Source organism: Exiguobacterium sp. s146 (assembly GCF_018618415.1).
Lineage (GTDB): Bacteria > Bacillota > Bacilli > Exiguobacteriales > Exiguobacteriaceae > Exiguobacterium.
In genome coordinates, this window is record NZ_JACSMA010000006.1 from 1 (window position 1) to 13,659 (window position 13,659).

Annotated in this window: 10 protein-coding genes and 2 riboswitches; of the genes, 3 read left to right on the forward strand and 7 right to left on the reverse strand. The window is 48.2% G+C overall.

The window, feature by feature from the left end; translation table 11 throughout:
* The first annotated feature begins 333 nt into the window (after positions 1-333).
* A complete protein-coding gene (locus KNP83_RS13605; protein ID WP_214762943.1) occupies positions 334-1,167 on the forward strand; it encodes a VanW family protein in 834 nt (277 codons plus the stop codon).
* A gap of 21 nt (positions 1,168-1,188) precedes the next feature.
* Here the strand turns inward: KNP83_RS13605 and KNP83_RS13610 are convergent, their stop codons facing one another.
* The 6 genes from KNP83_RS13610 to KNP83_RS13635 form a co-directional block, all read right to left on the reverse strand.
* Positions 1,189-2,550 carry an NCS2 family permease gene (locus KNP83_RS13610; protein ID WP_251139395.1) on the reverse strand — a complete coding sequence of 454 codons (1,362 nt, stop codon included), beginning with the start codon at positions 2,548-2,550 and terminating at the stop codon, positions 1,189-1,191.
* 88 nt (positions 2,551-2,638) lie between these two features.
* Positions 2,639-2,740, reverse strand: a riboswitch (purine riboswitch).
* Between the two features lie 137 nt (positions 2,741-2,877).
* Positions 2,878-4,401, reverse strand: a complete 1,524-nt coding sequence (guaA, locus tag KNP83_RS13615; protein WP_251139408.1) for a glutamine-hydrolyzing GMP synthase — start codon at positions 4,399-4,401, stop codon at positions 2,878-2,880.
* A 111-nt stretch (positions 4,402-4,512) separates the two neighbouring features.
* Positions 4,513-4,613, reverse strand: a riboswitch (purine riboswitch).
* A 39-nt stretch (positions 4,614-4,652) separates the two neighbouring features.
* Positions 4,653-6,749 (reverse strand): transglutaminase domain-containing protein, encoded by a 2,097-nt coding sequence (locus KNP83_RS13620; protein ID WP_214762945.1) that lies wholly within the window; start codon positions 6,747-6,749, stop codon positions 4,653-4,655.
* Positions 6,746-7,813, reverse strand: a complete 1,068-nt coding sequence (locus KNP83_RS13625) for a DUF58 domain-containing protein (RefSeq protein WP_214762946.1) — start codon at positions 7,811-7,813, stop codon at positions 6,746-6,748. The genes KNP83_RS13620 and KNP83_RS13625 overlap by 4 nt, the downstream gene beginning before the upstream one ends.
* Complete coding sequence (locus KNP83_RS13630) at positions 7,810-8,763, reverse strand: AAA family ATPase (protein WP_214762947.1); 954 nt, start codon at positions 8,761-8,763, stop codon at positions 7,810-7,812. The genes KNP83_RS13625 and KNP83_RS13630 overlap by 4 nt, the downstream gene beginning before the upstream one ends.
* A 173-nt stretch (positions 8,764-8,936) precedes the next feature.
* Positions 8,937-9,542 (reverse strand): flavin reductase family protein, encoded by a 606-nt coding sequence (locus tag KNP83_RS13635; protein ID WP_214762948.1) that lies wholly within the window; start codon positions 9,540-9,542, stop codon positions 8,937-8,939.
* 261 nt (positions 9,543-9,803) lie between these two features.
* Here KNP83_RS13635 and KNP83_RS13640 point away from each other — a divergent pair, with 261 nt between their 5' ends.
* Both KNP83_RS13640 and KNP83_RS13645 read left to right on the forward strand, forming a co-directional pair.
* Entirely contained in the window at positions 9,804-11,642 is a 1,839-nt protein-coding gene (locus KNP83_RS13640) for an ATP-binding protein (RefSeq protein ID WP_251139396.1), read from the forward strand.
* Positions 11,643-11,833: 191 nt separating this feature from the next.
* Complete coding sequence (locus KNP83_RS13645) at positions 11,834-12,151, forward strand: hypothetical protein (protein WP_125318027.1); 318 nt, start codon at positions 11,834-11,836, stop codon at positions 12,149-12,151.
* A gap of 61 nt (positions 12,152-12,212) precedes the next feature.
* On the opposite strand, the gene KNP83_RS13650 is transcribed toward KNP83_RS13645, so the two are convergent.
* Entirely contained in the window at positions 12,213-13,475 is a 1,263-nt protein-coding gene (locus KNP83_RS13650) for a helix-turn-helix domain-containing protein (RefSeq protein ID WP_214762949.1), read from the reverse strand.
* Positions 13,476-13,659 lie beyond the last annotated feature (184 nt).

A 13,659-nucleotide genomic window follows, 5' to 3' on the forward strand; every position in this document is an offset into this window, starting at 1 on the left:
CTCTTGAAAATGACGAAGCTTGCGCTTCATTCAAAAATTGTAAAACTTATTTTTGCCTCATCGTTCAGTTTTCAAAGTTCGTCTGCCGCGCTTGGCGACTAAATGATAATAACATTTATCGTTATTGTGTGTCAACCACTTTGTTCACATAGTTGTAAGCATCGCTGGCAACAGAGATAACTATAGCATCCCCTTCTACCAGATGGCAAGCATTATTCTAAAAAAACTTTAATTTTTTTCCATCCTCTCCATTTTAATTCTTTGGTTTCGAGAAGGGCATTATTCCCTGTTGGCGAATACACATTAGTACCAACGTAAAGAAGGTGACACCCGATGCTTCAACTGCAGCCAAAGAAACGATCGAACCTGCGCATATGGGCAGGAACCCAGTATTACACACTAAAACGCCAGGCTCAATGGATAACGGACGGGAAACAGTATACTACTCAACGAAACACCAAACCGTTGCCTCATCTCATCCAGGAGCACCGCACCCCACTCTACCGAAGATTACGCGACGTCGATCTCGAGATGCAACAGAATAAAGTCATCAACCTCAACATCGCCATCAAACAGTTAAACGGCATCATCGTCTCTCCGAACGAAGTCCTCTCCTATTGGAAAACCATTGGACGACCAACCAAGCGAAAAGGCTATGTGGACGGAATGATTTTGCATTACGGCAAGGTCACGACTGGAACCGGGGGCGGATTATGTCAATTATCCAACTTGATTTATTGGATCACACTCCATAGCCCCCTCACCGTGACCGAGCGTTACCGCCACAGTTATGATGTCTTCCCAGATTCACGAAGAGATCAACCATTCGGGAGTGGGGCCACATGCTCCTACAACTATTTAGACCTTCAAATCACCAATCAGACTGCACAGACGTTTCAACTCCTTCTATATATAGAGGGGGATTATCTCGTCGGGCAATGGCGGTCCAATATTCCACCAACCGTTCAATATAAGATATATGAAGAAAACCATCACTTCACGAATGAATGGTGGGGCGGAACCGTTCGGCATAATCAAATATTCAGAAGCGTGCTCTCGCAAGATGGCACGTTCATCCGAAATGAGTTCATCACAGAAAACCATGCCTTAACTATGTACGACCCCTTCTTGCCAGAAAACACCGCATACAAAAAAGCCGACTCATAAACCGAGTCGGCTTTCGTTTCATTACGCGTGTGGCAAGAATATAAAGTAAGCCAAGAAGATGACCAACATACCGTACATGATTGGGTGAATCTCTTTCGTCTTCCCTTTCGCAATCATCATGAGCGGATACAAGATGAACCCGAGCCCAATCCCCGTCGCAATCGACGAAGTGAGCGGCATCATCAGAATCGTCATGAATGAGGGAATCGCGATTTCTAACTTTCTCCAGTCGATATCGAGCAATGCTGAAGCCATGAGCACTCCAACAATAATCAATGCCGGGGCTGTGACTGCCGATGTAACGACTGCCAAGAGCGGTGAGAAGAAGAGCGCCAATCCGAAGAACAAACCTGCGAATACAGCTGTCAATCCCGAACGACCACCGGCCGCTACACCTGCTGACGATTCAACATATGACGTCGCAGTCGATGTTCCAAAGATTGCACCTGCCACTGTTGCTGTCGAGTCAGCCATGAGCGCCTTGCTGGCACGTGGTACTTTGTTGTCCTTCATAATCCCCGCTTGACGAGCCACCGCTACGAGCGTACCCGCTGTATCAAAGAAGTCAATGAAGAAGAACGTCAAGATGACGACTAGCATTTGGACCGTGAAGACTTCCGAGAAGTTAATGAACGCTTGTCCGAACGTCGATGACATGCTCGGCGGTGCCGAAATAATGTCCGAGATAGCAGTCGGTGTCGGTACAAGATTGAAGATCATACCGACGATTGCTGTAAGAAGCATACCGATAAAGATGCCGCCTTTAATGTTTCGAACCATTAACAAGGCTGTCACGACAAGACCGAATACCGAAAGGAGTGTCGTCCCTGTTCCGAGTGAACCGAGACCGACGAGCGTCGCTTCGTTGGCGACGACGATACCCGCATTTTTTAAACCGATGAAGGCGATAAAGAAACCAATCCCTGCCGCGACCGCCATTTTGAGTGGTCCTGGAATTGCGTTGACGACTGTCTCACGAATCCCAGACAGTGTTAACACGATAAAGAACAAACCAGAAACGAGAACACCTGATAGTGCCGTCTGCCATGGAATCCCCATGCCAAGGACTACACTGTAAGCGAAAAAGGCGTTAAGTCCCATACCCGGCGCAATCGCAATCGGATAGTTAGCGAACAAGCCCATCATAAGAGAGCCGACGAGTGCAACGAGGCCTGTTGCCACGAAGACAGCACCCGTATCCATACCAGCTTCCCCTAATACGTTCGGGTTAACGAACAAGATGTAAGCCATCGCTAGAAACGTAGTGAACCCTGCGACCAATTCCGTTTTGACGTTTGTTCCAAGCTCATTCAATTGGAAGTAACGTTCAATCCGACTTCCTGATGGTTGGTGATTTGGTTCTTGCTTGAGCTGTGTGCTCATTGATTTTCCTCCTTGGCTCGCCGTAAAACGAGAAAAGGTCCCCGATTGATAACCGGAGACCCCACGCGAAACATACAGGGACATACGTCCCCGGTCTATGTCTCGCCGTAGTGAAATCATTTAAGGTGATTTCGTAGAGACTCTCGGGCCATATTCCCGATATTATACGGCAAAATAATTTTTAATTGTTCGGATATGATAAGAACGTTTTTATCTTAACAACGGCGAAATTGAATGTCAACAGAAATAACGGATTTTAATCAATTGTATTGCTTTAATGTTCGGATTTACCAAATAAAAACAGAGGGGATGGTTCCCCTCTGTTGGTTATTCCCACTCGATTGTCGCTGGTGGTTTCGATGTGATGTCGTACAGGACGCGGTTGACGTGACTGACTTCGTTGACGATGCGAACTGAGATTTTCTCGAGTACATCCCATGGAATGCGAGCCCAATCTGACGTCATCCCGTCAATCGATGTGACGGCACGGACGCCGACCGCATAGTCATACGTCCGCTCGTCGCCCATGACACCAACTGAACGAATCGGTGTAAGCACTGTGAAGTATTGCCAAATGTCACGTTCGAGACCGGCTTTCTTCACTTCTTCGCGTAGGATTGCATCTGACTCACGCACGATTTCGAGTTTTTCTTCAGTGATTTCGCCGAGGACACGAATGCCAAGACCTGGTCCCGGGAACGGTTGACGCCAAACGATATAGTCCGGTAACCCGAGTTCAGTCCCGAGTTCACGTACTTCATCTTTAAAGAGCGTGTTAAGCGGCTCAATCAATTTGAAGTTCATGTCTTCCGGCAGTCCACCGACGTTATGGTGCGACTTGATCGTTTGAGCCGTATCCGTCCCACTCTCGATGATATCCGTATAAAGCGTACCTTGGGCGAGAAAATCCATGTCCACAAGTTTCGACGCTTCTTCGTCAAACACGTAGATGAACTCGTTGCCGATGATTTTACGCTTTTGTTCCGGGTCTGAAACGCCGGCGAGTTTCGCCATGAAACGATCACGCGCGTCAATCTTGATGACTTTCATGTTGAAGCCGTCTGCGAACGTCTTCATAACGCTGTCCGCTTCGTTTTTACGGAGCAAACCGTGATCGACGAACATACACGTCAACTGGTCGCCGATGGCGCGATGAACGAGCGCTGCGACAACCGACGAATCGACGCCGCCTGACAACGCGCAAAGAACTTGCTTGTCGCCGACAATCTCGCGAATCTTCTCGACTTCGATGTCGATAAAGTTCTCCATCGACCATTCACCTTTGGCACCACACACTTCATAGATGAAGTTTTTCAAGATGTCGTTACCATACTCAGAGTGACGGACTTCCGGATGGTACTGGACGCCGTACATTTTGAGGTCGTCACTCTTAATCGAAGCGACCGGACATGACGGGTTCGTCCCATCGACGATAAATCCTGGTGGAGCTTCCATGACGAGGTCGCCGTGGCTCATCCACACCGTATGTTCTACTGGGAGACCCTTATAAAGAGCCGACGCTTCCGGTGTCGAGAAGAGAGTCGCTTTTCCGTACTCACGATGCGCCGCTCGTTCGACCCGTCCACCGAAGTGATGTGTCATGAGCTGCATGCCGTAGCAGATTCCGAAAATCGGAATGCCAAGTTCGAAAATTTCTGGGTCACAGCGATAAGCGCCTTCCGCGTACACACTGTTCGGTCCACCCGAGAAAATAATACCGGCCGGAGCCAGTTCACGAATCTCAGCAGCGGTCATCTTGTGGGAATGAAGCTCACTATATACACCAAGGTCACGCACGCGACGTGTGATCAACTGGTTGTACTGGCCTCCAAAGTCGAGCACCAAAATCATCTCTTGTTCTATTTTCACAAAACCTCCACCTTTCTGCCTTCTTCTCAAAAAAAGAGCGAGCTTCTCCTACGGATTCACCAAACCGAAGAAGAAGCACGCCCTTTTCTGTGTATACGAAACGTGCTCCTTCATAGTCGGTCCATTTACGGTGGTCCGGTAGAGACTCTCGCGCCAATTCGCGAGTATATACGAAGGAATGCTGTTCAATTATCTAACTAATGCGTCTATCTTACTGTATGCATCCACCTACTTCAACTCATAATTCGACGAATCATGATTTTCCAATATTCTTTATATTTTGAATTCGGCGTTTTTTCAGCATAGATACTTTGTTCAAACAATCGGGTCAATCTCGTCATTTCCGTTGATTCATAATACGCATCGACCTCTGCAGCGAGTTCGGATGGCGTGCGTCCGTCGACTTTGAAACCTGCTCCACGAAGCCGTTTGACCAAATAGCGATGCATGGCGACGAGTCGATTTTCGTTCAATGGACGCCGTGTCCACCAGAGCATCATGACGAAGCGTTCAATCGATTTGTGGTTCCATACAAGAATGGCGACCGTAAAGACAATCACAATCCAGCCCCACACCGGCATATTCCAGTTTTCCGTCGCCGGCTCTCCTGAAGTCACATCATCGAGTGCCAGCTCTTCTTGTGGACGGTTCGTCGGCTCGTCGTCTTGCGACGCTTGTGGATCGTTGGCCGCTGGATCTTCTGCGTTCGCTTCATCCTCTGTCTCGACTTGAAGCAAGTTGGCATCCGAGAAACTGATGGTCGCCTCGAGCGGGACCCAGCCTGCTCCCTCGACGAAGTATTCCACCCAAGAGTGGGCATGGCGGTTTCGGATGGTGTACTCTTCTTCCCCTTGGATAATCCCGCGTGCATCACCCATCGTGAAGCCTTTAACCCAACGCGTCGGGACCCCGCTCGCCCGAAGAAGGACGGCAGCCGAGGTCGAGAAGTTGTCGCAGTAGCCAATTAATGTATCGAACAGAAATTGATCGACGTAATCCGTATCACCTTCCGGGACGGCCACATCTTCCGTGTTGTATTGGAAATCCCCAGATCGGAAGTAGGTTTGAACTGCTTGCGCCTGGTCATACGGCGTCTCGCTGTCGCCCGTGATATCGGCCGACAAGTCTCGGACACGTTCGGGAAGCGAGTCCGGTAATTGTAGGTACGCCTGTCGCTCTTCTTCCGTCAATGTCGTTACCGGTTCATTCAACGCCAGTTGTTCCTCTGTGAAGGAAGGGACACTGTAACGAAGTTGAATCGTCTGAGGAGTCGTTTGTCCGTCATTGTCGAACACGATTTTCCCGGATGGTCGGATGTGGATCGTCTCATTCGGAAACGGTTCTTCGATATTCCCGACTCGGAACTGAGTGCCGTTTTCCGTCTCGGTCGCCTGCGGATACTCTCCGCCATACGGGACGAACGTCTGGCGCCGGTCAAATCGGAGCAATGCCTGTTCCGGCGTCGTATCGACAGCTTGATCGACAAGTTGCCCACGGTTATATTCGGAATCGAGGACCGGGGACTCGACCCAACCTTTCCCCGTATAAATCTCTTTTGATTCGATGCGCCAATAGCGTGCCGGCACTCCACGGGCGATGAAGACGATGCCGTCGTCTTGCTCAAACGGTCCACCGAGTTGTTCATCGTTCACCCCATAGCCGACACGGCCGCTGCCTGAACCTTCATCGTTCACCGCGTTTTGGAAACTCGTCGTCAAACGGTCGGACCAATCGCCTTCGAGCGTCGGGGACACGCTGGCGAGCGCCAACACGACTGAGGCGAGGAGCGCGATGCTGACATAGCGGACGAGCGACTTGCTCGGGCTTTTCGCCAAGTCGGTGACGAAGAGCAACAGAAGCGACGCTAAAATCGCCAGTAAAATCTTCCCTTCCCCGTCATAAAGCGTCCATGTGTCAAAGTAAGCCATCAATCCGAGCGTCGAGACGATCATCCCAAGTACGAAGCCGTAGCTCGGACACGTGCGCCCGACAAGAATAGCGAACAGCACCCCGATCAGCGCCATCGCCGAGAAGAAAATCGCTTCTTCCGGCAAAGCCCCGCTCAGTACCCCGCTCAAATCGTCTAACCAAAGACCGAACCAATCTAGAATACTCCCGTGGTACACGTATAAGACGATAAAGAAGTTGAAGACGACCACGCCGATAAAACCATACCAAGGCAATAAGCTCGCAAACATCGGAACGAGAAGCAGGAACAAGAACGGCCAGTTAACATCAAATGTCGTACTGCCCACAATCGGCTCGACCCAAAATGACAACAAGTAGGCGGCAAGCGCCGTATAGACGATTCGTTTCAACCATGCCGTCATGTCGTCACCTCGTTCGCCGTGTACAAGTGGTAGCTGCCTTGTGTCTCATTCATGACCTCACGCACCCATTTCGTCTCGAGCGGGCTAATCAAAATTAAGTTCCCCACTTCTTGCGGTAAGTTGCGTTTGACCCGTTCAACGAGGCGTCCTTCTGGTTCCGGTGTAGCCGTCAGCAAGTAATGACCGACTTCGGCGCTTTGGTCCGGCAAATGGAATAGACGGACCTGCTCTTCGATGACATACAGTTCGAACGGCAGATTTTTCCGCTCGAGCTGTCGGATGGCACCGACGAGAAGCGACAACGAACGTTCGAACGCTTCTTCATGTCCGGCCATGGTCGACGGGACGAAGACGAGCGACAGTTTCTTCTCCTGTTCTTGGTCGAACGTTTTCGTCATCAAGTTCCCACGTCGAGCCGATGCTTTCCAATCGATTCGACCGATGCGGTCACCGGCCGCATACTCACGGACACCGCTCGTCGTATTGGCGACCTCGGTATATATCCGCGTGCGACGATACTGTTCACCTCGACCTCCGACTTGTTCGTCACGCGGCAAGTCGAACGGAAGTTCAGCAGGCGAGACTTCGACGACCGTCTCGAGCCGCAACGTCCGTTTGCGGTCAAACAGGCCGAACACGTCTCTCACGTGAAGGACCGTCCGATCGAACACGTGAATACCGCGGCGAATTTGCTCGATTTCATAATGGACCGTCTCCGTCCGTCGAAAGAAGCGGTCGACCGGGGTAACAATGACGTCCGTCGATGATGCAAGTCGCAGTGGCGGTGTCTCCTCCAACGTGACGACCCCGATGAGAAACGGGTATTTGCGCTCCACTTGCAGTTCTACGTCCATCGTTTGGCCCGAGACGAGCCGTTTCGTCGTCACACGTCGTGACACGTTCGCGGCTGTGACCGGATAAACCATGAAAATCGTCCAATAGGCGGCCAGGACAAAAAATGACCACCAGAGCGTCGACGCGACGATACTGCCTTCAATCCGGGCGAATGCGTAAAGTCCGAATGCCGCCGCCCACACAAGGAACAGCTTCATCCAATTTTTCATACTTCTTTGACCTCACGATCCATCGGTACCGGGAGTGAGTCGAGCCAGCCTTTGACGAGCTGTTCAGCCGTCTTGCCTTTATATCGCGCTTCGGCCGTCAATAGGATCCGATGGCCGAGCACACTGCCGGCGAGCGCCTTCACGTCATCCGGCAACACGAAGTCGCGGTCGTGGATATAAGCCCACGCTTGTGCCCCTTTCATTAAAGCGAGCGTCGCCCGTGGGCTGCCCCCGAGATACGTATTTGGGTCGTTGCGCGTCTCGTGAATCAAACGGACGATATATTGTTTGACGGCACTCGAGACGTGGACGTCACGCACTTCCCGTTGCATCTGTTCGACTTCTTGCTTCGTGATGACACTTTGCAACGCCTCGAGCGGTTCCGCCTTTTCAAATCGTGTCAGCAGCGCAATCTCTTCATTGAAAGACGGATAGCCCATCTCGATTTTAAGGAGGAATCGGTCCAGTTGCGCTTCTGGGAGCGGATACGTCCCTTCATGCTCGATCGGGTTTTGCGTCGCCATGACGAAAAACGGGGACGGCAAGATTTTAACTTCCCCGTCTACGGTCACGCTACGTTCCGCCATCGCCTCAAGCAGGGCCGATTGCGTTTTCGGAGAGGTTCGGTTGATTTCATCGGCCAAGACGATATTGCCCATCAATGGGCCTGGCCGATATTCGAACTCTTTCGTCTTTTGGTTGTACATCGAGATTCCGGTCAAATCAGACGGTAACATGTCCGGCGTGAACTGGACCCGTTTGAAATCCAAATCGATGGCTCGACTGAACGTCCGGACGAGCATCGTCTTCCCGACACCCGGGACATCTTCTAACAACACGTGCCCTCCGGCAAGTAAAGCAGTCAAACTTTTTGCGATGACATCTTCTTTTCCGACAATCACCGTCTCAATGGCATTGATAATCGATTGAATGGCTGGACGATATGACATAGCCGACTCCCCTTTTTTTCTCTGATCGCTGACGCGTTAGAAATTAGAATGTTCTGACTTTATTGTGACACATTCCGACTCTCGTGTGAAAGAAAACCATCATGCCAATGGGCTTTCCGTTCTTTACCCGAAAAAAGACGCCTTGTCTCCGATATGAGCAGGCGCCATTGCATTTATTTTGGGCGTTCGATTTCGAACGATTCGCCGAGCGTCGCGTAGAAGTTACCAGCGAGTCGACTCACCGGCCCCAAACGTTCGGCCTCGATACGTCCGGCTTCATAAAGCACCGGGTCAACGTGAAACCGAACGACTCGCGCAATCAATAAGTCGGCCGTCACTTTTCCGTCATGCTCGATCGGGACATGGTGATGCAGTTTACACTCCATCCGAATTTTGGCTTCATGCACACCAGGCGTCTCGATGACATCACTCGGAGCGGTCGTGAACGTCGTGCGCTCGAGCTCACTTTCCGTCGGTCCTAAATTGGCCGCCGTCTCGTTGATGAGCGCGACGTTCGTCTCGTCGACGATATGGATGACGAGTTCTTCGGTCGTTACCGCATTACGGGCCGTATCTTTCATGACACCGTTCTTCCGTTGAACCGACACCGATAACAGTGGCGGCTCGGACGACACGATGTTGAAGTAACTAAATGGCGCAGCATTAATCGTCTCGCCGTTTCGGGTCGTCACAAATGCGATCGGTCGTGGTACGACACTTCCAATTAGAAATTTGTACGTGTCTCGCTCGGTTAACGCGGATGGTTCAATCGATAGCATAATAGCACCTCTTCCTTAGTCATTCCTTCCCTTTCAAACTAGCCTTTCCACTTCATCCCTGTCAATCAGAAGCATATTTGAATGTGTAGGATACGGAAATCTCGGGTATAACCGTCTAGATATCACATTTAAATAGAGAATCTTTAAGAACACCTTATCTGAGCAATTCGGTGTTCATCAGATTTATCTTTCTGTATATTGCCGTTATACGACGATGGAATTGGAGATGGTTTTTAGTTAAGGAAGGAAGTAGAGAGTATTATGAGCAAGTGGGTTGAACAATTGAACAGTCGTCAAATTCTCGGCATCCTATATGGAGTCTGTATCGCCAGTCTCTTTTTAACGGCGATCGGCGCATGGTTCGTTCGGGACGATAACGTGTCACCGACCGAACTTCTGACATTGCGTTGGATTTGGATGACCGGGCTAGTCATGTTTATCACTGCTATTTTATTAATTGGACGTCCTATGATTACACGAATGATCAGTCAAAACGAAAAGATGCATGCAAAGCAAACGGAGATGCAAGCCGTCCTCGAGGCGTCAAAACAAAATGAGATAAAACTACAGTACCGGAACGAGTTGATTGAAGTGCTCGCTTCCAAGGAGTCATTACTCGACTATTCGGCCGTCATCGAAAAGATTGTCTGGCTGACCGAAGCCGAGTTCGGGGCTGTACTGCTCGTCAAAGACAATGAAATCACGTCTGTCGTACCGAAAGGGATGACCGCTGAGCAACAAGAAGATTTGAAAGTACAGTCGCTCTTGCTCAAGCGCGTGATGATTTCGCGCACGCTTGAGGCGAGTTCGAAAAAGGTGGCCGATCAGCTTCACGGTTACCCGCACTATATCCACGAGACGGTCATTCCAGTAAAAGATCCGTCAGACGGGACGATGATGGGTTGCTTGTATTTGGCCTGTTACGATGAACCGTTCGATGCGAGTGAAACATCCGAGTTGAACGCGTTCGCGAACCAGTTAGCGATTTCACTTTTACGGACGCGACTTTACCGCCAGATGCAACAAGACCGGAAAGAGACGGCACAACTTATCAACTCGGTGCGCGAAGCGATTCTTTATTTTAACTATGAAGAAGACACGATTGTCGGTAACCGCGCCTTTATCCGCATGTTCGGTGAACTTCAATTCGAATACGCAGGCTACGAGGAACTGACGACGTTATCGATCGACATCGAACAGTTTGCCGAACGCGTTGACCAACAAGATCTCTTCATCAGTTATATCAAACGCGTCTTCGACCAAGAGCCACCGGAAGACGGCTTGTCGATTTCAATGGACCAAGGCGATTGTTTCCTCCAAGTCTATGCCGAGAGTATCTACCGAGATAGGAAGATTCACGGCACGATGCTCGTCTTGCGCGACGTGACAGCCGAGACTGAAATCGACCGCATGAAATCAGAACTTGTCTCGACAGTCTCTCACGAATTGAGAACGCCACTGTCATCCATCTACGGATTCACAGAGTTGATGCTCGAGCGTGACTTGAAAGAGAGTCGTCGCGAATTGTACTTGAAGACGATTCATGATGAGGCGAAACGTCTTTCCTACTTAGTAAACGACTTCCTCGACCTTCAAAAAATGGAGGCTGGAAAGCAGACGTTTGAGTGGGAGACGGTTGATTTGCTCGAACTCGCTCGTGATAGTCTCAACTTTTATCAAGAGACGACCGACACGCATCACCTATATTTAGATGCTGATGTAGGACAAGACTTTAAAATCGAAGCCGACTTGGAAGGGATGCGGCAGTTGCTCGGTAATTTACTCAGCAACGCCATCAAGTATTCACCAGAAGGCGGTAACGTTCTCGTATCACTGGAACGATTGGAAGGTCAAGTCGTTATGAAAGTCCGGGATAACGGGATGGGAATTCCGTCATCGGCGCTACCGAACTTGTTCGGCAAGTTTTACCGGGTCGACAATTCAGACCGACGTAAAATCGGAGGGACAGGGCTTGGTCTCGCCATCTGTAAAGAAATCGCGAAAGCGCATGACGGACATTTACACGTTGAATCGATTTACGGGGAAGGTAGCACATTCATCTGCGAATTGCCGATGTCAAAAGAAGCAATTCATCAATGAACACGACCGGAGTCGTTCCGGTCGTGTTTTTTACGCAGAAGGCTCTATTTTTTGCAGGAATGTTTTGGCATAATCTAGAAAAAGAGTGAGAAGGTAACGTCGATGCACCCTTCTTATTTTTCTCACAGGCTAATTTCAGAAAAAGAGCTATACTAGTAAGGAAGAGACAGACAAGATTGGAGGTCATGAAGTTGGATCACCGCGACCCACCGTTTTCAGAACTAGGCGACTTTAAACAATGGGGACGTTTTGATATAAACGTGCCACTTCAAGGCGGGCAAGCTGAACTACAAGCTGCCGTATCGATTGTTCGACATCATATTCCTTTGCGGTTGGGTGGGTTTTATATCATCGCAAGTGAGGATGGGATTTTGCGAAGCGGGTCACATGATGCCAATTTGCAAAAACATATCATTCACCTGCTCCAACAAGTTCAAACGGGCCACGTGGAAGACGAAGCATTGATGAACGAACCGATTTGGACGATTCATTATTTCACCACTCCATAAATGACAAGAGACGATTCGGGCGTCTCTTTTTTTGTGCAAAAAAAGAACGCCTGTGGAGGCGTTAATCTGCTTGGGAGCGTATAGATATAACTTTTTCGTAATATTCGGTAGCAAGTTTATATTTACCATTTTCTCTAAGTTCACGCGCCAGCCAAAGAGCATATTTTTCAATATAAACGTAATCGTCGTAGAGTTCGAAATATTGAACTGCCTTTTTTAACGTGTTAATCAATTTGACTTTATCTTGTTCTTGATAACAGTTTTTATAGATTTCAAAATGATGATCAAATTCTTCTAAACCTTCTTTATCGCCTTTTAATTCATACCCCTTGTGGAGCCAATTTAATATTTCACGTTTATCATTATAATTCGTGTAGCCCTCGATTAAAGACAGTACGCTAAATAGTTTACTTTTAACTTCAATCTTATATTCAAAACTGCGCATAAAGTACTCGAGTGCTTTTTCTTGGTCTCCGAGAGAAGAATAAACTTCCCCCATATTGTTGTAAAGCATACCATTATAGTTTTTTAAATCTGTTGCACTTATAACCTTTACTGCCCGTTGATAGTAGGAAAGCGCTTCTGAGAACCTCTTTCTCCGCTTGTGTGATAACCCAATTAACAAATGACATTCTACAATTCGTTCTAAATAAAAGTGATCTTGAAAATAATCAAGACCGATTTTGACATTTTCAATAGCCTGTAAGTAATCTGCACATCTATAATAAAGTCCGCCCATAATATACCGCATATCAGCGACTTCCCAGTCAGGAATTCCTGTATTGATCATTTGTTCGTTCAATCGTTCCAAAGCCTCTAAACCTGCTTCTTTTTCATTTGCTTGAAATAATTTAAGACATTTTAGCAAGTCATATCTGAGCATGTTATCACGGTCTAACTGATCTTCTATCCACCCGATTTCTGTAAAATATCTACCTTCTCTACCTGGCATTACGTCAAATCTAGCTAGGACTAGTAATAAACAAATGTATACTTCCTTTGATTGATTCACCACTTGGTTAGAAAGATATTTCTCCACTTCTTTTTGTTTGTCTATATCTTTCCTAGTTAAAATTGCTTCTTTTAGTAGCCCTTGAATTTCCAATCTCACTTTCTCTATTTGTTCACTTAAGTCATAGTAGAGTGGAACATCAATACTTAACCTCTCAAATATCATTTCTAGTACTTCTTCACTAGGAGAAGTTTGATTGTTTTCGATTTTGCTCAAATAAGAAATCGAACAAACTCCTCTGGCTAGTACCGATTGCTTCATATTCCTACGCATCCGCTCGATTTTTATTAAGTTACCGTAGTTATATTCCATCTTATGCGATAGCCCCTTCGTCCTAATATCCAATGGTTTTTTATATAATTTTTAGCGGAAGTGCAAGTAATCAGGAAACTTTATCTAGAAATCCATTAAAAAACGTGTTTCTCGGCTCCGATTTTCCCAATCAACAACAGTTCGATGGGCGTATTATTCATGATAAGATTTAACTATAAACAGC